The sequence below is a fragment of the Thermotoga profunda AZM34c06 genome, from assembly GCF_000828675.1.
GTDB lineage: Bacteria > Thermotogota > Thermotogae > Thermotogales > DSM-5069 > Pseudothermotoga_B > Pseudothermotoga_B profunda.
In genome coordinates this window covers 1048196-1072443 of sequence record NZ_AP014510.1, presented here as the reverse complement: position 1 = coordinate 1072443, position 24248 = coordinate 1048196, and the positions used below count along the sequence as shown (strand labels likewise).

The window sequence follows — 24248 nt, the reverse complement described above, 5'->3', positions numbered from 1 at the left end:
TGCAAAATTTTTCACCACCTTCTTGGTGTCGAAGAAAGTGGTGATTTCAATCAAAGGGCAGGTCTCCCGACTTCTGGATCTTCCTACTCCCCACACCTTCCCAGCAATGTGCCAGTGGTTTTTGTGGGTTTCGTCCCCAGTCACGGTGGCGTCCCCGTGCCGGATTTTCACCGGCTTCCCTATTAAACCTTCTTGGTACCCTCTGACGCCTCTTATTCAGTTTTCGTTTGTATTATACAACGAAACTATTCCTGTGAACAACACTGGGAATAGATATGCCATTAAAGGAAGAAAAAGCCTGATCTCTCGTACCGCTCCCATCATCAAATTCAACGCGACAAATGGTATCATCCACAACCATGTTTTCTTATAAAACTCGTATTCTCCAAATTTCTTGATAAAAAGCAATGGTAAAACGAAAAAAACCGTAGGATAGACTATAGCCCAAGGGTCTTGTAGGTTTTCTTCGAGTATGAATGGTAATGTGTAGTAAACGGCATTAGGAAAAAAGACCTTGGCAAGCAAATACGTTGCAAAAATTGGTATGAAAAATAATATACCATGTAAGGACAATTTTTTTCTATTCAATGGTAAATTATATAAACTGTATATCACAGCTATGAATAGTGCATGATCTGTTCGGACAAAACACTCTAACGAAATGAGAACAAGGATCATCCACCAAGGTTTTTTTCGATAAATTAGGGTTATGCCAGCAATGAAAAGTGCCACAGAGATGAGAAATTCTTGTTGTCCAAAATCACCATAACTAAATACGATAAAAATGGAGTATGCGAAGAGTGAAACGTAAGAAACAAATTCGTTTGTGAAAATTCTCATCCATAAATACAAAAACAAAAGGATTATTATTGTGAATGTGAATCTCATATTCGCATATCCATTGATGATCTTGGTTAAGTCACTCTTCTTATCAAAAATATCCTTTATATTATCAGGCATCTGCTGGGAAAATTGCTGTAGGAAAGTAAATGGATCTTCTATCCACTCCTTCCATCCAAAATTGTTCACAACATTGACAATAAGATTTGTCGTTAATGGATTTTTGGTTATCTCAAGCAATTTGTCCTTTATAAAGGATTCCAAATCTTCAATTATTTTTTCTCTTTCTTCAGCTGAGATATGGGCATTCAGATTCAATTCATTTTCTTTTTGAACAAATGCACGCTTATCAAAACCAAGCCACCGCTCTAATTTTATATAAGTATTGCAATACCATCTCAAAGGAATGTATTTGAAAAAGTACTCTACCAAAAGATAAGGAGCATATCTGTACTGATTTGGAGCAGGACCCTTACCTTCGATAAGCTTGCGGTGTGATTCATATAAGAAAACCCTTCCAGCTATGCTAAAAGTATTTTCAACAAGCCAGAATCCAGCTGAAGTAACGATATAAGATAATACAACTATTGTTATGACTATTAGAATTGTCTTTTTATTCACTTGTATTCCTCCCACAACCTCCCCCAAGGACTATTCCTTTTCCAATCTTCAAAGATTTTTTTGCCTTTGAAGTTCCACCAAATTCTATCGTGGTAAATTTCCGAAGCAAGGACGAAGATATAAACCAAAGGTGTTCTGAAGAACAACTTCTGCAGTCTTTTTAAAGGACCAAACCATAGAAGATCACCAACTCTACTTGCCATGTTATCTCCAACTGTGAATTTATAGTTCAAATTCGAAACATCGTATCCTACAATCTCTATGTTTTCGAGTTTTCCATTACCCAAACCTTCTTCATCAGCTATCCTTATGTAATCAATCTGCATTGGATCAAATCCCATGATCTTTGCCGCAACAGCATCTATGGCAACTTGATCAGAACTTGCCAATATCAAATCAGCTCGAACAGGTTTAAGTGTCCTTGGTCCTGGCCCATTACCAGCAGTTGTTCCATCCATTACTGCAAAAATACCTGAATGAATTTCTTTTTGGATCTTGAGTAAGTCAACTAACGTTTCATGGATCCAACTGTGCGCGTAGTGCCTCTTAGTGTTCAAAAGTCCACCAAAGGCATTTTTCATTGCACCAGTTGTCGTAGTGTATATGTGGCATTTCATGGTCGGAAGATGGACTATGTTCTTTCCAAAGAAATAATCTGGTAGTTTGATGCCTTCTGGAAAAATCTTATCAAGTGCTCTCAGTTGTGATTTTGGTTTGTAATCAACCCATTTCATGTCTTTTTCTTCAAAGTTGTACAAAACAGGTATTTTGTACTTTGAATAGACAACATCGAATTTGTTCATCTTTTCACCATGCTTTGGGCGAGTGACAACTGTCTTGTTTTCGACTGCCACAATCTGCTGAAAGCCAAATTTCTTCAAGGCTTTTATCGTTCCTTCAAGTTGCCATGGGGTAGTGTTCGCCGAAGGCATGGGAAGATGCCATGAAATATTATCTTTAAGAATGGTAACGATATTTTTGTCAAGATTTTTTTCAATTTCTGCCATTTCCATTAATCTCAAATAATCTTCAAGAATACGATCTGGATGTGTTTTCAACACTGCCACCTTTGATTTTTTCAAGCTTTCACCTCACAATGTTGAGACCATCCATATTCCAATCACTATTATGGCGATCCCAACGATTTTGTACACAGAGAAACTCTCTTTGAAGAGTATATTCGAAAAAATGGAAACGATTAAAAACCCTGCACTCGTCATTATAGGATATGCAACACTCAATTTTGTTTTACTCAAAACTATACTGTAAAAAACAAAAGCAACTCCAAAACAAACAAGTCCAATCCATATGTAGACATTTCTCAGAAAGTAAAACAAGATTTGTGAAAATCTCTTATCTTCAAAAGAGAGCGCACCCATTTTAACAAAAATATTTGCAAGTGCATTAGCGATTATGGCAATTATCAATATAATCGTTTGTTTCATGATATCTTACCTCCAAGATATATGATCAAAACCGTAGTCAGAAACCAAAAAAGAACGGAAAAAATCATCCCCTTGTCTTTTAAGAGAACCTCCGTGGGATCACCGTTGTCGTTTTTTAAAATCAAGAACATGTATCTGAATATACCATAGACAACAAAAGGTATCGTGTAATACAATTTGTCTGTCCCAAATTGCTCAATTGTTCTTACATCGAGTGTGTAGAGTGTATACATAACCACGGCAGCTGTACCCGTTGAAATCATTATATTGCCAAGAAGGTTCACATCGTAGTATTTCAAAATCTTTCTATGTTCAGATCCATTCACTTGCGAGAAAGCAAGTTCACCTCTTCTTTTTCCAAATCCAAGAAAAAGAGCGAGAAAAAAGGTACTTGTGACGAGCCATCCAGATGGTAACACAGAGATTGCGTAGCTACCAGTGATAACCCTCAACGCAAAACCGGCTGCAATACAAAATACATCGATCAAGATCAAATTTTTGCCCTTGATGGTATAAAAGACATTGACTAATAAATAAGTACTCAAGCAAAAAAGAACCTTCCAGTTCAAGAAGGTCCCAAGAATGATCGAAATTATAACCAATCCCATAGCGAATAATAAAGCATGGTTGGGTTTTATCAAGCCTGCTGCGATAGGTCTTTTCTTTTTGATGGGATGCAATCTATCAGTGAGAGCGTCTTTGATGTCATTTAGGATATAAATTGCACTCGAAAGAAAGCAGAAACTTATAAACGCCAAAAGTGAAGCATAAATAAATGATATATTCATGAACCTACCCGAGAACACCAATGGTGCTACAACAAAAAGATTCTTTATCCAGTGTTTTGGTCTGATCAATTTGAAAAAGTTCAGAGCATAACCCCCTACTGTAGATTCCTGTGTGAAATTATATCAAAAAGAAAACTGGGAGCAAGAGCTCCCAGTAACTACAAAGACCACCTTTTATATTATTGCCTGCTGAGTTTCCTTGTCGAAGATATGTATCGTGTTCATATCAAAGACCAAATCAATCTTTTCTCCTTCTTTGGCCTTTGTCCTTGGATCAACACGTGCAACAATAGAATCATTCCCTACAGTGACATGCAACAAAGTTTCGCTACCAAGAGGTTCTACCACATCAACTGTTCCTTGAATGGTATTCTCTGGTTGAGGAGCCAAAGCAAATAATTTATCGAAGATATTTTCTGGTCTTATTCCAAATATAACCTGTTTTTCTATCCACTTTTCAAGTACTGACTCATGTTCTTTAACAACTTTGACCTTAAATCCAGATGTCTGTACCCATATTCCACCGCGTTCTGCTATCAATGTAGCGTCAACAAAGTTCATAGCAGGGCTTCCTATGAAACCAGCAACGAATATATTTGCTGGTTTGTTATATATCTCATATGGTGAACCTATCTGCTGTATGAGTCCATCTTTCATCACAACGATCTTATCTGCCATTGTCATGGCTTCAACTTGGTCGTGTGTGACATAAACTATTGTTGCCTCAAGGCGGTGGTGCAGTTTCTTCAATTCACTTCTCATTTGCACTCTTAATTTAGCATCTAAGTTTGAGAGAGGCTCGTCAAACAAAAAGACCTTTGGATTCCTGACTATTGCCCTTCCAACCGCAACACGTTGCCTCTGACCACCTGAAAGCTGTCTGGGCTTGCGATCCAACAATTCTTCAATACCAAGGATTTTTGCCGCCTCTTTCACTCTTTGATCAATCTCTGCTTTAGGAAATTTTCTGAGCTTAAGACCAAAGGCCATGTTTTCGTAAACAGTCATATGTGGATACAAGGCGTAATTCTGAAAAACCATTGCGATGTCCCTATCCTTTGGTTCAACATCGTTGACAACTTTACCATCGATCTTAATCGTACCAGAAGTGATTTCTTCAAGCCCCGCGATCATTCTGAGTGTTGTGGTCTTTCCACAACCAGATGGTCCAAGTAACACTACGAATTCTTTGTCGTTGATCGTGACCGTTGCTTCTTTTACAGCCACAACTTTGTTCTCGTACACTTTAGTGACCTTCTCAAGATCTACCTGTGCCATCATTACACCTCCTCAATATCTTCCTCAAGTAATTGTTGTTGATCTATCTGACCAAACCGCGATGGATCTCCTATTTCAAGTAAATACAAATCATACAAATCATCAAGTAATTTTGTCATCTTTTTGTACCTTTCATAATTCATTAGCACCACACAAGGTGTACCATTTTTAGTTATGAGTACATCGCTTTGACGAGCTTTTTTTACAACCTCAGACAACTTTGCCTTTGCTTCTGCCAAGCTATAAAAGATCTCATTGTTTTTCGGCACAGCAAAACCTCCTGACCATAATTATAGTCATATTTACACCAAAAATCAAGTTCCAAATCTCATTGAACAACAGATGATATAATCGACATGTAAAAATAGGAGGTGATCGCATGAAAATCATAGAGTCAGCACCAAATTTTAGTGAAGGTAAACGTGAGGACATTGTCAGGGAGATAGTCGCTCAAGCGGAAAATGTCAAAGGTGTTTGGGTTCTTGATTGGTCCATGGACAGTGACCACAACAGATCGGTTGTCACACTCGTTGGAACTCCTGAACCACTATTGCAGGTCCTTTTTAACATGACAAAAAAGGCTGCAGAGCTGATAGACATGAGAAACCATAAAGGTGAACATCCAAGGATGGGTGCAACAGATGTCATACCACTGGTTCCTGTAATGGGCGCAGAAATGTCTGAATGTATCGAACTTTCCAAAATTTTGGCAAAGAGAATTGGTGAGGAATTACAAATACCGGTATTTTTGTATGAGAAGTCTGCAACAGCATCTCATAGAGAAAATCTCTCAGAGATAAGAAAAGGCGAATTCGAAGGTTTTTTTGAAAAAATAAAACAACCCATGTGGAAACCGGATTTTGGGCCAGATCAAGTGCACCCAACCGCTGGTGTTACTGCTGTGGGTGCAAGAGAATATCTGATAGCTTTTAATGTTAATTTGGGAACAAATAGAATCGATATAGCTGAAAAGATTGCAAAAGCTGTGAGATATATAAGTGGCGGATACAGATATGTAAAGGCAATAGCTGTGGAACTGAAAGACAAGAATTTAGTTCAAATCTCTATGAATATGACCAACTACAAGAAAAGCCCACTTTTCAGAGTTTTTGAGACCATCAAAAGAGAAGCACAGAGATATGGTGTGGCTGTAGTGGGAACAGAGATAATAGGTATGGTTCCAATGCAAGCAATGCTTGAAGTTGCACAATATTATTTGCAACTCGATGATTTTGGGATCAACAGAATAATCGAAAATCGTGTCATGGATATTCTGGCAAAAGAAGGTGCTGGAAAACAGTGAAGTTAGTGATATACGCTAAAAGATTGTACACTTCGATTGGTAACAGTCCAAAAAGAGGACATCAAATGTCACAGCTTGAAAAGCTTGAAAATATTTTCATATGTGTTGAAGACGGTAAGATCGTAGAATTTCTCAATCATAAACCTCGATCGGCAGATTTCTTATTGGAAGGAGATCTTGTTGTACCCGGTTTTGTGGATTGTCACACTCACATCCCCTTTTACGGTTACAGAGAGCAAGATTTCTTGAGAAGGGTCTCTGGTCTGTCTTACTCACAAATACACAATTCTGGGGGAGGCATTTATGAATCTGTCTCAAAACTTAGAGGAGCTACTTTCAAAGAACTTGTTCGCTTCAATTTGAATCTCACCAAAATTTTTCTCAGGAAAGGTGTCACAACTATAGAATGTAAGACAGGATATGGACTTGATGAAGAAAATGAACTCAAACAATTCAGAGTAATAGAAATTCTCAAAAAGATTTCACCGATCGACGTAATTCCAACTTTCATGGGTGCTCATGCTATCCCAAAAGGTTTCAATCAACAAGACTATATTGATTATCTGATAAAGACGCTCGATCTGGTGAAGGACAAATGTGATTTTGTCGATATCTTCTGCGACACCGGTGCTTTTGACATATACAACACGCAGAGATATCTTGAAGCAGCAAGAGAAAAAGGATTTAAGCTTCGTATTCACGCAAATGAATTGTCTAATATAGGTGCAGTGAAAATCGCAGTTCAAATGAATGCAATCTCTGCTGACCACTTACTCAAAATTGATGACAAAGACATCGAATTTCTATCGCAAAGTGGTACAACAGCTGTCTTAATGCCAACAACGAGTTTCTATTTGAACGAAACCTATGCCCCAGCAAGAAAATTGATAGATAATGGAGCCGCAATAGCCTTGGGAAGTGATTTCAATCCTGGCTCGAGTCCTGTAATTGAACCTTCATTGGTTATGAATCTTGCTGTGAGATTTCTTGGAATGTCACCACAAGAAATTCTCAGTGCTTACACCATCAATTCTGCCTGTGTACTTGGCATAGCAGACAGGTTAGGAACCGTTGAAATTGGTAAGGAAGCCGATTTTGTCATCTACAAAGATGCAGATCTGGAAACTATCATGTATTTTATAGGAATAGTTCCAAAGTATATTGTGAAAAGGGGACAGATTTTTGAAAATTGAAGTAATAGTGGTGGGTAAACTCAAAGAATATGCACAAAAAGCATGTGACGATTATATGAAACTGTTGAGACCTTTTACACAAATAGAAGTTGTGCAGTTAAAGCATGTCAAAGCTACAGAAATGAATGAAATTGCTTTGAAGCAAGAAGCACAAGAAGTTCTTAATCGATTGAAGGAATCAGACTATGTTATTGTTCTGGATCAGAATGGTAAGGATTATGATTCACTTTCTTTTGCCAAACATTTGTCCCAATTAACTTGGGAAAAATCATCGATAGTCTTTGTAGTTGGTGGTCCTTTTGGCATTGATAGTAGTTTGAAAAACAGGGCAAACGAGTTACTTTCTCTCTCAAAAATGACTCTCACCCATCAGCTTGCAGTTGTTGTTCTACTTGAACAACTTTTCAGAGCCTTTAAGATCATCCACGGTCAAAGATATCATTATTAGAGGAGGTGAGATCGAAGTGGATGATCCTGCGAGTACTGTTTCAGTTTTATTGTACCTGTTGTTCATTTTGGTGTTGCTAATGTTCTCTGCGATGTTTTCAGCATCTGAAACGGCTCTCACTTCGGTGAGTAGATTGAAACTTTTGAAAAAGGATGAGAAGGAAGGTATTCACAGGGTAAACAGGCTTTTAACAGCGACCTTGGTTATGAACAATTTTGTCAATCTCTTGATCTCTTCAATCGCCACACTTCTTCTTGTGAGATTGTTCAAAAATATGAGTAGTGGAATGATCGCTTTAATTGGAACGATTTTCACAACGATAACAGTTTTGATATTTGGGGAAATCACACCAAAAATCTATGCAAGAGAATACTCTGAGAAGGTTTACAACCTGACGGAAAAGTTTATAGCATTCTTTGCGAAGCTACTCGATCCTGTTATTAGGTTACTGCTCTTTCTAAGCAATGGCATAGTCAGAATCTTTGGTGGTCGAGCTATGGAAGATGCACCTTTTGTCACTTCAGAAGACATCATTGAGGCAGTGAACCTTGGAAAAGAAGGTGGAACGATAGATCACCAAGAAGGCATGATCGTTGAGAGAACTTTTCAGATGAATGAAACAACTATCAAAGAAATCATGACACCAAGAGTTGATGTCGTCGCGGTGGAAGAAAATGCGTCGTTGTTAGAACTCATGGAAATTGTAAATCGCGAAGGTTATTCTCGAATACCAGTCTATCGAGAAGATATAGACAACATCATTGGTGTCTGTTATGCAAAAGATGTCGTTGGGTATATACAAGAAAATGGAGCGACAAACCTTGGTGAGAAAAAAGTTAAAGAAATCATGAGAGAGCCAATATTCGTCCCTGAAACGATGAGAGTTAGTACATTACTCAAGATCTTCAAAGAAAAGAAGATGCATATAGCGATTGTCGTCGATGAATTTGGAGGAACGGCAGGTATTGCAACTCTTGAAGACATCTTAGAAGAGTTGATCGGTGAAATAATGGACGAATATGATTATGATGAAATCAGCGGGATTAAAAAAGTTAACGAGAATAGTTATTTGATAAATGCCGCCACGCCAATTAACGATATCGAACGTGAGTTAAGTGTTCATTTCGAGGAAACTGAACATGAAACTCTGGCTGGTTACCTTCTGGAATTATTTCAGAGAATACCTTCTGTAGGTGAGGAGATAGACGTTGGTCAATTTCATTTTAGAATCGTTGCGGCAACCAAAAACAGAATTGATAGAGTATTGATGATGATCAAAAGGAGTGATTCTACTGAAAAATGAAGATTTGATCGAGATGGCTGTAGAATCCATGAAAAAGGCTTATTCACCTTACTCGGGTTTTCGAGTTGGGGCTGTTGTTGTTACGAAAAGTGGGAAGATTTTCACAGGATGTAATATTGAGAACTCATCTTATGGATTAACCATATGTGCCGAGAGAGTAGCAATCTTTTCAGCTATAGCTTCAGGAGAAAGAGACATAGAAAAACTCGTTGTTGTAGCCGATACTCCTGAACCAGTCAGTCCATGTGGTGCGTGTAGACAAGTCATGAGTGAGTTTGGAGATTTTGAAGTGATCTTAGCCAATTTTCAAGGAAAACACACTATAACGAAAGTTAGTGCACTGCTACCTTATGCTTTTAAATTAAAGAGGTGAATAGATTGAAGTCTGGTTTTGTCACAGTTATCGGGAGACCAAACGTTGGTAAATCAAGTCTTGTGAATGCTTTTTTTGGTAGGAAGGTACTCATTGTTTCAGATAAACCACAGACTACACGCAACAGAATAAGATGTATTTATACAGACGATGATTGTCAGATAATTTTCACAGACACTCCGGGTATACACAAACCAATTCATAGACTTGGGGAATTTATGGTAAAAGCAGCGATTCAGGCAATGAAAGGCTGTGATTTGATTCTATTTGTGGTAGATGCTTCTAAAGGATATGGTGAAGCTGAAGCAAAGATGTGTGATCTTGTAAGAGCTTCTAAAACCAGGACTTTTTTAGTTATAAACAAGATAGACTTAGTCAATGATCATGTGAAAATCATTGAAACCACAAAAAACAAGTGTGATATATTCACCAAAACTTTTACCACGAGCGTTGTAGAAAATCGCGGAATTTTCGAACTCTTTGAAGCAATCAAATCTTTTATGCCAGAAGGTCCAATGTATTTTCCAAAAGATATGATTACCGACAGACCTATATCCTTTCAAATAGCTGAGATAGTACGTGAAAAAATATTATTGCTTACAAGAGAAGAAGTTCCTCACTGTGTTGCTGTGATTGTCGATCAGATTCTCGAGAGGGAAAAAAATCTGGTTTATGTCTCTGCTACGATATATGTTGAGAGATACTCTCAAAAAGGTATCATCATAGGGAAAGATGGTTCCATGATAAAACAGATCGGGACCTTAGCACGAATAGAGATTGAGTCGATCGTTGGAAAAAGAGTCTATTTAGATCTTCACGTAAAGGTGAAGAAGAATTGGAGAGATAAAGATTTCATTATTCTCAACGAGATAGGTATGAAAGATGAAATGGAATAAGGAGGGTATTCATGCCTCGGATCTATATAAATCTCAAGTCAATAGAAGAAAATGCACGTAGGGTCTTGGAGAGATGTTCTAAATTTGGTGTTGAAGTCGTAGGGGTTACTAAAGTCAGTCTTGGAGATCCTAAGATAGCTCAGGCAATGAGAAATGCTGGTATAAAAATCATCGGTGAATCAAGAGTTGAGAATATCTTGAGAATGTCTGAGAATGGTATAGATGGTCCTTTCATGATGATTCGTATACCACAAAAAGAAGATCTACCAAGGATAGTGAAACTGTGTGAATATGTGCTTGTTTCAGAACTCAAAACAATTGAATGGATGGAAGAAATTGCTTGTGACATGAATAAGTCGATATCTGCAATCTACATGGTTGATGTTGGCGATTTGAGAGAAGGTGTATGGCATGAAGATGCCGTCGAGGAAGTCACTCAAGCTTTGAAAATTTCAAAGAAGGTAAAAGTTATTGGTATTGGCACAAATTTAGGCTGTTATGGAGGGGTACTACCATCTAACAAAAACTTGAGAATACTTGTTGAGATTAGAGATATGGTTGAAAAAAAGACTTTCCACAAATTACCTATCGTATCTGGGGGAAATACTTCTGCCCTAAAACTGCTCGAAAATGGAGACTTGCCTTCAGGTGTTAACCAATACAGAGTAGGAGAGGCTATCTTTCTTGGCACAGATGTGACAAATAATCGCCAAATTGATTGGTTAATACAAGATGCAATTATCTTAGAAGCACAGGTAATCGAGGTTAAAGTGAAACCTTCATTTCCAGAAGGCGAAATAGGCCAGGACGCCTTTGGAAGAAAACCAATCTTTATCGATAGAGGTAAACGCAAACGCGCTATACTTGCACTTGGAGAGCAGGATATCGTTCCGACTGGACTTAAACCTCTGGATAGCGGTATCGAAGTGATACACGCATCAAGTGATCATACGATAATCGACATTACCGATTTGGAAAAAGAGATCAAAGTCGGTGACATCATGAGATTTAAATTGAGTTATGGTGCCTTGTTGAGGGCTATGACTTGTCCTCATGTTGAGAAGATCTATTCACAGGGGGTGTGAAAAATGAGTTTTCTCAGTGAAAAATATTTGTTGACTAACGAAACTGCTGTGAAGTTGTACGAAACGGTGAGAGATCTTCCAATAGTTGATGCTCACAATCATGGTGATGTAAAAGAAATAGTTGAAAACAAAGGATGGAATGATATATGGGAAGTTGAAGCGGCAACTGATCACTATGTGTGGGAATTGATGAGACGAAGGGGAGTATCGGAAGAGAAAATAACGGGGAATGCCACCAATTATGAAAAATGGCTTGCCTTGGCAGAAGTCTTTCCAAAATTCGTTGGGAATCCAACTTATGAATGGATTCACCTTGATTTGAGACGGCGTTTTGGGATAGATGAGATAATTTCAAAAGAAACGGCTAATTCGATTTGGTGGAAAACAAAACAATTATTGAAAGATCAGAAAATGAAACCACAGGAACTTTTGAGACAGATGAACGTTGAAATAATGTGCACTACGGATGATCCAACTTCAGATTTGAAATACCACAAAATCGCACAAAATTCAGTTGAGGGTGTGAAAATTTTACCAACTTGGCGGCCCGACAGAGCTTGCAGAATAGATAAAGCAGATTGGAAAGAATATATCCAAAAACTCTCCGAGACTACAGCAACAGATACTATGACTTTCAATGGTTTTTTAGACGCACTGAAGAAGACACACGATTATTTTGATCAAGTAGGATGTGTTTGCAGCGATCATGCTTTGCTTTACCCAGTGGGAAAATCTATCACTTATGAAAAAGCCAAAGAGATATTCAACAGAGCTCTAAAGCAAAGTGTTTCTTTACAAGATCTTTTCGATTTCCAATCGTACATGCTATATGTTTTCGCACAGATGAACCACGAGAAGAATTGGAAAATGCAACTTCATATTGGTGCATTGCGAGATTATCGAGATAAATTATTTGAGAAATTAGGACCAGATAGTGGTGGTGATATCTCGGCTGGTTATGTGGATGTTGCAACTGGTATGAGAGATTTTTTCAACACCTTCGATGGCAAAACAAAAATAATTCTGTATTGCCTTGATACAACATATCTTTCTGTTATGACTACCATTGCAAGGGCCTTTGAAAATGTTTTCTTAGGAGCGCCGTGGTGGTTCAACGACAGCCCATATGGAATGCAGTTACAATTGCAATACATTGCCTCTGTAGATTTGTTGAGCAATCTGGTCGGTATGGTTACTGATTCAAGAAAACTCATGTCTTATGGATCTCGCACAGAGATGTTCAGAAGGGTATTATCCAGTGTTGTTGGTGAGATGGTGGAAAAAGGTCAAATACCGTTGAAAGAAGCAGTCGAATTGTGTGTTGAACTGTCCTATACAAGACCAAAGGAATTTTTCTTTGCATGATTAGAGGTGGTTATCTGTGGAGGAATATACAGAATCTGATAAGAAAAAAATCGAAAAAAAGCTCTCCGAAGGTTATGAATTTGTTGAAATTGTGGTGAAAAACAAAGACAGATATGCGATTTTCCAAAAGAACGAAGAGTATGTCGCTGTGAAATTATCAAAGAAAAAGCAAAAATGATCTGGTTTCCATTGTTGTTGGGGTATCTACTTGGTTGCTTCTTGCCGGCATATTTTCTTGTAAGATGGATCGCGGGTATTGATGTGAGAACTATCGGGACACATCACGCCGGAACAACAAATGTTTATAGGGCAGCGGGCTTGGCACCTGCCGTCTTAACTGCATTGTATGATGGGCTCAAAGGTATTCTCGCAGTATCCATCTCAAATTCTCTTGGATATCCTCAATGGATATCTTATATCAGTGGGTTCTGTGCGATCATTGGGCATATTTTTCCGTTTTACATAGGCTTTCGTGGTGGGAAAGGTGCAGCCACGACTACCGGGTTGTTACTCATGGCACTTTGGGAGTTGAGCAAAGGTATTCCGATAAAAGATCTAACCTTAGACTTGCTTGTCTTACTCTCGTTAGTTTTGATACTTCTCTATACCACAAAAAAGGGCGATATCATAGGATTTTTTGTCTTGCCTGCCCTTGCAATATTGATAGGAATCAGGACTGATTTTTCCAAAAGTTGGTTTGCCGACATACTAATAAGTATTCTTTTGATCATAAATCTCAGAAATATTTCAGAGTACAAATTATTCAAGTTCACTGAGGATATCCGTGCATGGAGAATTTATATAAAGCCATTTTCTTTGATATTGTTTTGCCTTAGCTTTTTAGTCTCACATGGTAATTTTTTGATCCTAACCGGAACGGTTCTATCGATCTTTCTCATCACAGATATCGTTCGGCTCGTTAACAAAAAGGTTCATGGATTTTTTCATACAAAGATGGTATTCAAGATCTACAAAGAGAAGGAAAAAAGAGAGATATCATCCATGTCTTTCTTTTTACTGAGTACCTTTATCGTATTCTTTTTGTTTGAGCGGAACATAGCCTTTCTATCAATGCTGTTTCTCGCTTTTGGTGATCTTACAGCAAAGCTTGTAGGAATGTCTTTTGGTAGGAAAAGATTTTTCGGCAAAACTATTGAAGGTTCACTAACCTGCTTTATTATTTGTTTTTATAGCTCCTATTTGATGAGTATAACCAACTTGGTCGATCTTCGTATTGGTATTGTGGGAGCAATAACCGCAACAGCAAGCGAAATTTTTCCACTGGGCGTGGATGATAATCTCTCAGTTCCAATTTTTTCTGCACTGATGATGAGTTTATGGAAAGTCCTATGAGCTTTGATACTCAGATGGCATACAAAGTATCTTTCCAATCTTCAAATCCAACATTCTTGAAGAATTAGCTGGCTTTATAACTATAGCCGTGTCAAGTCCTTTACTTGAACCTCCACATGCTACGATCCACTCATCTGATCTTACAAGTCCTGCATCAGCAGCCATAAGCGTGATTTCTACACAAACTTTCACACCTTGGCTGAATAGCCTCAGGGTATTTGCAACTATTTCAGCTGTATATATTCCGTTGTATTCTCTTCGAAATGCTCTCTCAACACCCGAAAGGACATGTGTTGCGCTATGAACAATGTGTCCTTTTTTGAGTAATTCGTCCTTGACCTGCAATGAAAATTCATCTTGATCTGGTTCCTTAAAACCGATATGATGGGTAACAACAATCAATCTGACACCATCTGGGATAATCTCCATGGCTTCTTTTGCACTGTTCCCCCGCGTTGATGAAATAACCAATTTGCTCAATTTGGCTTTTTTAAGTTCTTCAACAGCGATCTTTAACGTCGCCTGAGTGTTAACTTCACCTTTTTGTGCAAACAATATCATGACATCACCCCTAAATAAATTTTATATGACCAACGACGAATTTTACCACGTACTTTTTAATTTATAAAATCAAAAATTAATTAGTAAATAAAAAAATCATATAAATATTTTTATGATAAATAATATCATATAGCTTTATAATATTGCCAAAGATATTACAAATCCAAAGAACACAAAAAGATTATTATGGCATTATAAATCCGGGTTCGTCAGGCAGATCTTGTTCTTATAGTGGGATATGTGGGAGCGTAATACAAACCAACGTACTGTATAGCCTTTCTCAGAGCTGTATTAATACCATAGGCTTTCTGAGCAAGAAAAAAATCTATGCTTAAGAGTCTTGTGTGATAGTCCTGAGCATTTGGTAACAAGTGGAGAGATACCTGAACTTTCTCGTGCAATAACTGACACCCAAGGAATTGTTTTTGATCTTTTCTAATTGTAAAGCTTGCTCCAAACAGTCTACAAACAAGTGGTCGAAATTTGTGAAACAAACAACCACCTTCGGGTTTCAATTTAGAATCAGGTTGAAATAATATACAACGATCTTCATCTGTAGCTTTCTCTGCATGATCAATCCATTCTAATTGATTTTCACTCACCAAATACATTGCTAAAGGTAAGAATTCAAGAATCGTTACTTCGATATTCAAAGCAGAAACATCACAGCACGTCCTACAGCCATACGAACACATAACAAGGTTTCTTTGGTGCTGCTCCAGATCTGTATACAATTCCAAAACTTGTTGTGTGAGTAATGCTATTCTCTCAGTCATTGAGTACATCGTATTTTATTCATAACACACACCTGTTAATTGCTATTTTCTGAACCACAAGCGATTACTAAAAATATTTAACGGAAGTATTTCAGACTCGATTTGCTTTGCAAAAATTCGGAGGTATTTTTTCGCATCAGCCATTATGTTAGTCATGCAATATAAGATACATTATATTGCATTAGTAGCTTTATCTGAACAATATGGCATAAACTTCAGTTCGTTCTTCGTGACAACCATCTACGCTTTTTATCTGAACCACATTAGGTACCTTGATGTCGAAGCCTGAAGATCCTTGTCGGTGATAAAATACTTTTGCAAAGAATTGGGGTGAATTGGATTGCTCGGCATGATTTTTAAAACGGCTTTCAGGAATTTTTTGATGCGCTTCAAGTCGGTGTTTGTTTTGATCTTCGGTGTTGGTGTACCTTCGATGCTCCTTGTAGGTGGTCTTTCCTTGAATGATTCAGTTAGTCGTTATATAGAAAGAAGTTTTTCGGCAAACTTCGGCACAGCTGATGTTTACGTTGAAAACAGGAGAAACAACATTTTTTTCAAGATGCCGTTAGATCAAAGGATTATAGATGAATTGAAAAATAAGCAGGAAGTCTCATCTGTTCTACCTGTCGCCGAGACACTTGGCAGAATAGAGTACGATTCCAAATTCCAAGATTGCCTCGTTGTTGGAGTCGAACCAGATGATCTTGAAAAATTTGTTCAGATGCCCGTTGATTTACCTGAAGGTGGTGCGATTGTTTCAAAAGATCTCACAGGTTTTCTGAATATTTCCGAAGGTGACATAATCACATTGAATATCGGAAGAGGAGAGATTAAATTCAAAGTCACACAAATAGGTGAAAAAGGTTTCTTGAACTTTCGAGGTGAAAACTTAAATTATGCTGGAGCAATCTTTGTTGATAAGGATGATCTTTCGACAATATCATTTCCAACAAGAATTTATATGAGTCTTAAGATTGGTATTGAAAAACATCAATCTTTCACTCAGGAAATACAAACTGAATTTGGAGTAAGTTCAGTTGCTATGAAGTCGCGTCTTTTGAATTCTCCGGCAAACAAGGCGCTTGGTTACTTAACAGTTGCTTTCAGCGTTTTTTCAATGATTGCCTCTTTTGTATTAGTCTATATATTTGCGCAGAGTTTTGTTGAAGAGCGAAATACCACGATGGTAACACTGAGAATTCTCGGAATGAGAGCAAAACACATATCGCTAATACTCATCCTCGAGGGTATGGCATATCTACTCGTAGCGGGATTCACAGGTGGTGCGATCGGGATACTTCTCGGTAATCTTTTACTTCGAAAGTTACAAACAATTGTCAGCATTTTCATGAGTAACTTTAGTACAAGTTTTTCACAGTTCACACTTTATGTATCTCCTATAACGGTGATAATTGGTGTCTTTGCTGGGTTGATACTTCCATTATTGATATTCATCCTTAAAATACGCAGCATCACACAAAGACCACCAGTACAGATGCTTAGAATTCAAGAGCAAAAAGTCTCATCGCCCGTTCCATTTACGATCAATTTACTGAGTCTCGTCGCGGGTGTGCTGTTGATAATTTTCATTTATCTTTTGCCACCAACTGAACCTATTACAGCTTGGAAGGTATTGCAAAGAGGAATTGTGATTTTTCTAAGTAGTTGGTTGATCTTTTTACCAATTATCAGCTTGTTCAGAAGGACGACTTCGAATCTCTCCGGAAAAGGGTCGGTTTCTACTTTTATTGCACTCTCATACGTTGATCGGCATAGAAAGAACACTTTTATCATCGCTTTGATGTTCAGTTTGATCATCTATATGATGGTAATAGTTATGACAGTTCCATACAACGTTGAACGGTTTTTGAAAGAGAAATTAGAAACAGGACTCTTTGGATATAACTTCATGGCAGTTTATAACCCATTGAAGTTGGTTTTTGCAAAAGGTGATATTGATCCCGCGGAGAATTTAAAAGACCCTACCAAAGTTTACATTGCTCAATTTGAAGATGATCTGATAGCCTTTGTCGATGATAATTTTCTACAAAAAGCCATTGTTTCAATTGAAACAAACACAAAATGGAGGAAAAACCTTCTACAACCCAATACAATCGTTGTAGGATACGTTGCTGAAGAAGGAAAAAGTTCATTAACTACCATATCAGGTACTGTAAAATCACCTTTTAGAATTGGTGAAAGTGAAAAAATGAATTTTGAAGTCATCGATACCTTCGATATGAGAAAGTTAATGGTTCCTGTTAAATACATCGCTTCGGTGAATAGTTTACCGAGAAATGTAAGGGTTATTCCCGTTATTCTTGGAAAAGTTGATCCACAGATAGTTTCACAAGCAAAGGAATTCTACACAAAAAGATTTGATTTTTCCGTGTATATAACTGAAGAATTGAATAGATTATTCTCTGGTGTCGATCTACTTGTACAAGCCGGTGTTACCTTACTCTATTTTGGATTGATAAGTGGCTTTAGCGGTATCGCATTCCATGCTTTGCGCAGTGTGATAGTTAGAAAACGTCTTTCCGGTACTCTGAGAGCGATAGGTGTGAGTTCTAAAAGTCTTGGTGTTGCCTTTATTTTGGAAAATATGATTGTGGCTTCGGTGGGAATCGCAGTAGGTGTCCTTGCTGGTCTTTGGGAATCAAAAGACCTTATGCAACTGATTTTCACACTGTTCGGTTCTGGGCGATTTGTCTTTCCTATCTGGTATCTTTTTGGCATGATACTGGCAATATACGTCGTTATAACAGTTGTTGTATCTTTGCCTGCAATCCTTACTCAGAAAAGCCCGATTGAAGCTCTCAGAGCACCTGAATGAGGAGGATGCGAATGATACAAATCAAAGACCTTTATAAGGTTTATGGCAAAGGAGAAAATAGAGTAGAAGCACTCAAAAATATCAATCTTACAATAGAAGATGGTGAGTTTGTGGCAATTCTTGGTCCGTCTGGCTCTGGGAAAACAACTCTTTTGAACTGTTTGTCTGGTATAGACACTCCTACACGCGGCGAAATCTTCTTCAACAACGTTGCCTTTCACTCTTTGGCAGAAGAAGAAAAGACAAAATTCAGAGCTCAACATATGGGTTTCATATTTCAATTTTTTAATCTTGTTCCCGTTCTCACAGTGCTTGAAAATGTAGAACTGCCGCTCAAAATACTTGGTGTAGATCATGATCGTGGATTAGAATGTGCGTACGAAATGCTGAAAAAAGTCGGGCTTTTAAACAAAGCCAATAGATTCCCCTCGCAACTCTCAGGTGGTGAGCAGCAAAGAGTTGCTATAGCAAGGGCACTCATTCATGAGCCAGATGTAGTTTGGGCAGATGAACCAACTGGAAATCTCGATTCTGAAACTGGTCTTGGTGTGATTGAATTACTCGAAAAAATGAGAGTTCAGAATAATACAACATTAGTGATCGTCACTCACGATGAACGTATAGCAAAGAGGGCTAATCGTGTTCTTGTCATAAGAGATGGCAAGATAATTGAACAAGAAAAACATTGAGTGTTTCATAGATTTACTACATACTTGATTTTGTCGAATCGATGACTTTCTATGGCAAAATCATTCTTTTTGTGTATCATTACAGAATCTTATTCAACGTGGTGATCGTGGCTGTTATACTTAACACAACGGGGGATATTATGAAGTTAGAAGCTGCCTTAAAAAACCTTGTGAGCCCAAGATTCTCAAAGGTTCTCATACCGTGGCTCTTTAAAAACCCAAGGTATCTTGCCAATGCTTCAGTACTACTGAGAGCATTTCGACAATGCGAGTCAACTCGACAACAATTGCTTTCAAATGAAAATCTATTAGTGCCACCCGTAATGATATTGAGCATAACCAACAATTGCAATTTGCAGTGTCAAGGATGTTTTGTCGAAAAACTCAAAGGAGAACAGATGACACTTTCAGATTGGCAAAAGATAATAAATCAAGCAAAACAACTTGGTGTCTTTGCCTTTTTGATAGCAGGGGGAGAGCCATTTTTGATGAAGGACTTACTGGATTTGATTGCATCCAATAAAGATCGAGTTTTTGCCATTTTTACCAATGGAACCTGTATTAACAACGAACAATTGCAGTTTTTGAAAAAAACATCAAACTTAGCCATTGTTCTGAGTTTAGAAGGTGATGAAAGACTCACGAATCAAAGAAGAGGTGAAAAAGTTTACAAAAAAGTATTGACAACACTGAAAAACCTTTCTAAACAAGGTGTACTCAGTGGCATATCGATCACAGTCACAAAAGATAATTATGAATACTGGATGGTCGACAACAATATTGATTACTTCATAGAACTTGGTGCGAAGTTGTGTTTTTTCATTGAATATATTGGTGCGGAAGAAGATGGAAAATCATTGACTACAGATCAAAGACAACTGTTTAGAAAAAAGATACTTGAGTATAAGGATGAAAAACCAATTTTCATAATTCATTCACCGGGCGATGAGGAACCATTTGGTGGATGTGTTTCTGCAGGTAGAGGGTTCATACACGTCAATGCATTGGGAGACCTTACACCATGTCCGATAACAAATGTCTCAACACACAACATGAGATATTCGACACTAAAAGAAGGTTTGAAAAGTCGGCTTTTTAGAGAGATACGCGACAATAAGTTGCTTGAAGATGGCAAGGGACCTTGTTCCTTAATATCGCATCGTGATGAACTTGAGCAAATTGTGCGCAAAGTCAGGACAATTTAAGAAATCCAAACCTGAATAATGCGAATAGGATATATTATCGGGATAATAAGATGGCAGAACAACAGCTGAAGGAATCTGTACTGCGTGTTATAAGACATCCAAATTTGACTCCCTGTTGCAGATTCTCACCGAAATGAAATTGCACGTTATTTATCAAGATATTGAAAGGTGATCTGAGAAGAGTCATAACTCAAAAATCTCATTGATGCTCTGTCTTCGTATTTTGGATTTTTGATCTGCAAAATTCAATCTAAAAATTTCTACAAACCATCTCGATTCTGACTTCATTTCTTTCAACATCATCATTGTGATAGGCTGTGATATCAAGACCATCGAATTCAAAACCTTGTTTTTTATAGAATTCAATAGCATTGACATTATTGGTCTGTGTCTCAAGGATGATCGCACGACAATTTTTCTGTCTTGCAATTTGTTTGGCTTTATCCAGCAACAATTTTCCTATACCCCTTCTGCGATATCCTTCAAGGACAAGTAATTCATATACTCTGAGTCTGTTATTCCAGCTCTCCATACCAACAGTCATCCAGCCGACAATTTCACTATCAATTTTCACACCAAATATCTGTGCTTCATCATCACTTTCTTCATCCATCCACTGCTGCCAAAGTGGTTCTTCGTAGTCTTTAACGATAGGTTTATCGGTCGTTTGAAGTTTTAATTCTACCATCAAACCTGTCTGTGTTTTTCTGATATCCACTTTGTAATACTTGTCACTTGACCATTTAAAATGAAGCTTGAAATCCTTCCATTGCTCTTTATCGAGTTCAAAAATTTCCATGCGCAAAATCCCTCAATTCACAAACAAAACATCTTTTCTAAGATCTGGCACGAATCTCTCACATACTTTGGACAAATTGTTTTGAATAAATTCGCTTCTCTTGCCTTTTGCAAACCTTCACTGGTACTTATGTCATAACCAAGGAGATCTTTACACATTATCGAACCGTTTAATGATTTGAATTGTTCGGCAAATTCTCTTGCAAAAAGATATGTCCGTTCTTTACTCTCTTTGTCCTCGCCACCTGCTTTTAAGCCAATTATCATGAAAGCTCCAGAGACAGCACCACAAACATGTGCAAGTCTTGACATTCCACCACCAAATGCAGATGAGATTTTTAAAGCCGTTTTTTCATCTATACCAAATATCGGTGCATAGGCTGCAAAAACTGATTGAGAACAGCTAAAACCTTTTTCAAATAGATCAATGGCTTTTTGATTCATCTCTATCCCCCTTGCTTAGCTTCTTTAATCCATTCAGAAATTGCAAAGAGATCGACATTGCCGCCAGAAAGGATGGCAATGACCTTTTTGCTTTTCAATGGGAATTTACCGAACAACAGTGCAGCAACGGTGACTGCACCTGAAGGCTCTACGAGTAGTTTCATTCTTTCGAGCAGAAAAACGACAGCCTTTTTAATCTCTTCCTCTGACACAAGAAGAATATCATCTACATATTTTTGAACTATAGGAAACGTGAGTCTGCCTGGCATGGCAGTCCTCAATCCGTCTGCTATAGTATTTATGTTCTTTAATTCAACAAGATGACCCGCTTTGAAAGAAAGATATGTGCTGTTACTCTGTTCTGGTTCAACTCCATAGACCTTGACATCTTTTAGAGTCTCCTTGACCGCTACAGAAATACCAGAAATCAATCCACAACCCCCACAAGGAACTAAGACGGCGTCGAAATCACCGAGTTGTTCGACCAATTCAAGACCTATCGTGCCTTGTCCAGCCATTATCCATGGATGATCAAAAGGTGGTACAAAGATCGCTCCAGTTTGCTGTGATATTTCATAAGCCTTTTTCAGTCTTTCTGTAGATGTCCTACCGCATCGTTCTATCTTCGCATCGTATCCTTCCATTGCTGAAAGCTTAGCTGCTGAAACATCCTCTGGAACGACCACAGTCACCTTGGTACCAACAATTTTTCCAGCACAAGCAAGAGCTTGACCGTGATTACCAGACGAACCTGTGACAACACCATGCTTGAGATCTTCATCGTTCAGTGAAAGTAAAAAATTCATCGCGCCTCTGAATTTGAAAGAACCACTTTTTTGAAGATTTTCTGCCTTTAGAAAAACAGAGTTGTTTGAAATCATATTAAAAGTCTGTGATGAAAAAACAGGTGTTGTATGAGTCCACTTTGATATTCTTTCCCTGGCATCTTTGATATCTTGAAGTTTTATCAATTTTGATTCCTCCTCAATTAGAGAGAAACTCTACGATCTTTTCAGCGACAAGTTCTTTTTCTACATCATTCGTCACAGGATGTGCACTTTTTTCAAGAACAACCGTCTTGAACTCAGACTTTAAGTGTTCTCTTATCACATCCAAGACAGATAATGGGACGGTGTTGTCTTTTTGAGTAACTATGACTAATGTGGAAGATTCAACTTTCTCCAAGCTCTTGATAGCAATCTTTTGCAACTTATACAATTGAGCAGCGGGTTTGATGAAAACCTTATTCCAATACTCCTGAGCCAGTTTATTCAATGAAGGATCATCAAAAACTGGTGGTTCTTTTTCTCTGTACTGCACAAACAAACTCATCAAAGGAGTGAATTTCAGCCGCCAGTCTGTTACCTTGAAAGCAGGAGCTGCTAAGACGAGTTTCTTGGCTTTGAAGCTCGATGTTACAACAGTAGCAAGAAGTGCCCCCATCGAAAGACCAACAACGTTTATTTCATCACAAAAATTGGTTAGATCAAGATAGGCATCTATTGACCTTCTAACCCAGTCTCTCCAAGTTGAGTTCAAAAAATCTTTGTGATTCGTACCATGCCCAGGAAGTCGCGGAACGGATACGGTGAATCCTTCACTGAAAAGCCTTTCGGCAACATAAGCCATGTCATGTGGACTTCCTGTGAAACCATGAATCAAAAGTACACCCCGCTTACCATTTACTTTGAAAACAGGAGAACATATAGGATCGATCAAACGAATATCTTGGTTGTATATATCTAAATTCACGACATCACCCTTTATAAATTATAAATCTATTTAAAAACTATTCAGCTACAACAACTAATCTTTTAGCGTTCAAATCATAGGGATCTCCATCCAATGAACCGTATACAACGATATTTTCAAATCCACACATTTGAAGCATCATTCTCAATTCTTGTGCAGAATAAACATAGTGCTCCAATCTGTGAATTTTATATCTGCCATTTTCAAGGACAATCCAGTCATTTATCATCCTTGCCATACCAGGCTCAAAACTGTGTTTTTCGATGAGCATTTTTTGATTACGTTCACTAATTATTGAATCTCTGTAGTTTTTTAGAATTATCTCCTTTGAAGACATCTCCATCAAAAGTTTGCCGCCACTTTTCAAACTTTTTCTGATATTTCTTAGGACTTTTAGATTATCTTCATGATCTTTAAAATAGCCAAATGACGTGAACATGTTGATGACAAGATCAAAATGATTTGACTCAACAAAATCTCTCATATCGGCATGAACGAAACGTACGTTTGTGAATTCTGAACAAAACTCTTTGGCTTTGTTCAAAAGAAATTCCGAAGCATCAACTGCCGTGACAGAAAAACCAAGTTTTGCAAGCTCGTAAGTATGTCTTCCCGGTCCACAGCAAAGATCAAGTACATTACCGCTTTGAATACCCGTTATGTTCAAAACCTTTTCCACCTGTTCTTTTGCCGTTTGGAAACGTTCTGGTGGGAATAACCAGTCATACATATCTTTCCAGAAACTTTCGTCAATGAACCATTCCATCCTAACACCCCCTATTTTTCGAAATTATAACATTTACGGTTAAAGGAAAGATTGTTACAGATTTTTGGGATAGTATTTTTTGTTGAAAAACTCAAAGACTGTGGTAAAATAAAAATGGTGTGGTATGAGT

The 24248-nt window shown here is 37.8% G+C and carries 27 protein-coding genes and 1 riboswitch; of the genes, 14 read left to right on the top strand and 13 right to left on the bottom strand.

Annotation, left to right across the window (positions count from 1 at the left end; genetic code table 11):
• Positions 1-39: 39 nt before the first annotated feature.
• A riboswitch (cobalamin riboswitch) is annotated at positions 40-218 on the bottom strand.
• The 6 genes from TSP02S_RS05190 to TSP02S_RS05165 form a co-directional block, all read right to left on the bottom strand.
• Positions 217-1461, bottom strand: coding sequence for a hypothetical protein (locus TSP02S_RS05190; protein ID WP_041082411.1), 1245 nt, complete (start codon positions 1459-1461; stop codon positions 217-219). (Overlaps the previous riboswitch by 2 nt.)
• Positions 1458-2543, bottom strand: a complete 1086-nt coding sequence (locus TSP02S_RS05185) for a DUF362 domain-containing protein (protein WP_041082409.1) — start codon at positions 2541-2543, stop codon at positions 1458-1460. The genes TSP02S_RS05190 and TSP02S_RS05185 overlap by 4 nt, the downstream gene beginning before the upstream one ends.
• A gap of 9 nt (positions 2544-2552) precedes the next feature.
• Positions 2553-2906: an SMR family transporter gene (locus tag TSP02S_RS05180; RefSeq protein WP_041082407.1), complete on the bottom strand. Its 354-nt coding sequence runs from the start codon at positions 2904-2906 to the stop codon at positions 2553-2555.
• The gene (locus tag TSP02S_RS05175) at positions 2903-3778 is read right to left on the bottom strand and encodes a decaprenyl-phosphate phosphoribosyltransferase (RefSeq protein ID WP_041082405.1); all 876 of its coding nucleotides are present in this window, start codon (positions 3776-3778) and stop codon (positions 2903-2905) included. Before TSP02S_RS05175 ends, TSP02S_RS05180 begins: the two co-directional genes overlap by 4 nt.
• 90 nt (positions 3779-3868) lie before the next feature.
• Positions 3869-4972, bottom strand: coding sequence for an ABC transporter ATP-binding protein (locus TSP02S_RS05170; protein ID WP_041082404.1), 1104 nt, complete (start codon positions 4970-4972; stop codon positions 3869-3871).
• Between the two features lie 2 nt (positions 4973-4974).
• A complete protein-coding gene (locus TSP02S_RS05165) occupies positions 4975-5241 on the bottom strand; it encodes a type II toxin-antitoxin system Phd/YefM family antitoxin (RefSeq protein ID WP_041082402.1) in 267 nt (88 codons plus the stop codon).
• A gap of 110 nt (positions 5242-5351) precedes the next feature.
• On the opposite strand from TSP02S_RS05165, the gene ftcD reads away from it, so the two are divergent.
• Genes ftcD through TSP02S_RS10730 form a run of 10 tightly spaced genes read left to right on the top strand, consistent with a single transcriptional unit; the run spans position 5352 to position 14291 of the window.
• On the top strand, positions 5352-6275 hold the full coding sequence (ftcD, locus tag TSP02S_RS05160; RefSeq protein WP_041082400.1) for a glutamate formimidoyltransferase: 924 nt from the start codon (positions 5352-5354) through the stop codon (positions 6273-6275).
• A complete protein-coding gene (gene hutI, locus TSP02S_RS05155; RefSeq protein WP_052465326.1) occupies positions 6272-7468 on the top strand; it encodes an imidazolonepropionase in 1197 nt (398 codons plus the stop codon). Before ftcD ends, hutI begins: the two co-directional genes overlap by 4 nt.
• Positions 7458-7916: a 23S rRNA (pseudouridine(1915)-N(3))-methyltransferase RlmH gene (locus tag TSP02S_RS05150; RefSeq protein WP_041082398.1), complete on the top strand. Its 459-nt coding sequence runs from the start codon at positions 7458-7460 to the stop codon at positions 7914-7916. Before hutI ends, TSP02S_RS05150 begins: the two co-directional genes overlap by 11 nt.
• A gap of 16 nt (positions 7917-7932) precedes the next feature.
• Entirely contained in the window at positions 7933-9219 is a 1287-nt protein-coding gene (locus tag TSP02S_RS05145) for a hemolysin family protein (RefSeq protein ID WP_041082396.1), read from the top strand.
• Positions 9209-9592, top strand: a complete 384-nt coding sequence (locus TSP02S_RS05140; protein ID WP_144380781.1) for a cytidine deaminase — start codon at positions 9209-9211, stop codon at positions 9590-9592. The genes TSP02S_RS05145 and TSP02S_RS05140 overlap by 11 nt, the downstream gene beginning before the upstream one ends.
• Positions 9593-9597: 5 nt before the next feature.
• A complete protein-coding gene (era, locus tag TSP02S_RS05135) occupies positions 9598-10488 on the top strand; it encodes a GTPase Era (protein WP_041082394.1) in 891 nt (296 codons plus the stop codon).
• An 11-nt stretch (positions 10489-10499) separates the two neighbouring features.
• Complete coding sequence (locus TSP02S_RS05130; protein ID WP_041082393.1) at positions 10500-11573, top strand: alanine/ornithine racemase family PLP-dependent enzyme; 1074 nt, start codon at positions 10500-10502, stop codon at positions 11571-11573.
• A gap of 3 nt (positions 11574-11576) precedes the next feature.
• Positions 11577-12938: a glucuronate isomerase gene (gene uxaC, locus TSP02S_RS05125; protein ID WP_041082391.1), complete on the top strand. Its 1362-nt coding sequence runs from the start codon at positions 11577-11579 to the stop codon at positions 12936-12938.
• A 16-nt stretch (positions 12939-12954) separates the two neighbouring features.
• Positions 12955-13116, top strand: coding sequence for a hypothetical protein (locus tag TSP02S_RS11040; protein ID WP_171816323.1), 162 nt, complete (start codon positions 12955-12957; stop codon positions 13114-13116).
• Entirely contained in the window at positions 13113-14291 is a 1179-nt protein-coding gene (locus TSP02S_RS10730) for a glycerol-3-phosphate acyltransferase (protein WP_052465325.1), read from the top strand. The genes TSP02S_RS11040 and TSP02S_RS10730 overlap by 4 nt, the downstream gene beginning before the upstream one ends.
• On the opposite strand, the gene TSP02S_RS05115 is transcribed toward TSP02S_RS10730, so the two are convergent.
• Positions 14286-14852 carry a pyruvate kinase alpha/beta domain-containing protein gene (locus tag TSP02S_RS05115; RefSeq protein ID WP_041082389.1) on the bottom strand — a complete coding sequence of 189 codons (567 nt, stop codon included), beginning with the start codon at positions 14850-14852 and terminating at the stop codon, positions 14286-14288. The genes TSP02S_RS10730 and TSP02S_RS05115 overlap by 6 nt on opposite strands.
• Before the next feature lie 209 nt (positions 14853-15061).
• Positions 15062-15628: a YkgJ family cysteine cluster protein gene (locus TSP02S_RS05110; protein ID WP_041082387.1), complete on the bottom strand. Its 567-nt coding sequence runs from the start codon at positions 15626-15628 to the stop codon at positions 15062-15064.
• A 154-nt stretch (positions 15629-15782) separates the two neighbouring features.
• Between TSP02S_RS05110 and TSP02S_RS11185 the strand changes: the two genes are divergently transcribed.
• The 4 genes from TSP02S_RS11185 to TSP02S_RS05095 all read left to right on the top strand — a co-directional run bounded on the left by TSP02S_RS11185 (position 15783) and on the right by TSP02S_RS05095 (position 20358).
• Positions 15783-15917: a hypothetical protein gene (locus tag TSP02S_RS11185; protein ID WP_269763779.1), complete on the top strand. Its 135-nt coding sequence runs from the start codon at positions 15783-15785 to the stop codon at positions 15915-15917.
• A gap of 93 nt (positions 15918-16010) precedes the next feature.
• Positions 16011-18464, top strand: a complete 2454-nt coding sequence (locus TSP02S_RS05105; protein WP_232503781.1) for an FtsX-like permease family protein — start codon at positions 16011-16013, stop codon at positions 18462-18464.
• A gap of 11 nt (positions 18465-18475) precedes the next feature.
• Positions 18476-19153 carry an ABC transporter ATP-binding protein gene (locus tag TSP02S_RS05100; RefSeq protein WP_041082384.1) on the top strand — a complete coding sequence of 226 codons (678 nt, stop codon included), beginning with the start codon at positions 18476-18478 and terminating at the stop codon, positions 19151-19153.
• 41 nt (positions 19154-19194) lie between these two features.
• Positions 19195-20358: a radical SAM protein gene (locus tag TSP02S_RS05095; RefSeq protein WP_232503780.1), complete on the top strand. Its 1164-nt coding sequence runs from the start codon at positions 19195-19197 to the stop codon at positions 20356-20358.
• Between the two features lie 250 nt (positions 20359-20608).
• Here TSP02S_RS05095 and TSP02S_RS05090 read toward each other — a convergent pair whose 3' ends face one another.
• The 5 genes from TSP02S_RS05090 to TSP02S_RS05070 are packed head-to-tail and all read right to left on the bottom strand — an operon-like array spanning position 20609 to position 24118.
• The gene (locus TSP02S_RS05090) at positions 20609-21157 is read right to left on the bottom strand and encodes a GNAT family N-acetyltransferase (RefSeq protein WP_041082381.1); all 549 of its coding nucleotides are present in this window, start codon (positions 21155-21157) and stop codon (positions 20609-20611) included.
• Between the two features lie 17 nt (positions 21158-21174).
• On the bottom strand, positions 21175-21600 hold the full coding sequence (locus tag TSP02S_RS05085; protein WP_041082379.1) for a C-GCAxxG-C-C family protein: 426 nt from the start codon (positions 21598-21600) through the stop codon (positions 21175-21177).
• Between the two features lie 2 nt (positions 21601-21602).
• Positions 21603-22571, bottom strand: coding sequence for a threonine ammonia-lyase (locus tag TSP02S_RS05080; RefSeq protein ID WP_041082377.1), 969 nt, complete (start codon positions 22569-22571; stop codon positions 21603-21605).
• 13 nt (positions 22572-22584) lie between these two features.
• Complete coding sequence (locus tag TSP02S_RS05075) at positions 22585-23352, bottom strand: alpha/beta hydrolase (protein WP_052465324.1); 768 nt, start codon at positions 23350-23352, stop codon at positions 22585-22587.
• 37 nt (positions 23353-23389) lie between these two features.
• Positions 23390-24118, bottom strand: a complete 729-nt coding sequence (locus TSP02S_RS05070; protein ID WP_041082376.1) for a class I SAM-dependent methyltransferase — start codon at positions 24116-24118, stop codon at positions 23390-23392.
• Positions 24119-24248: the final 130 nt, after the last annotated feature.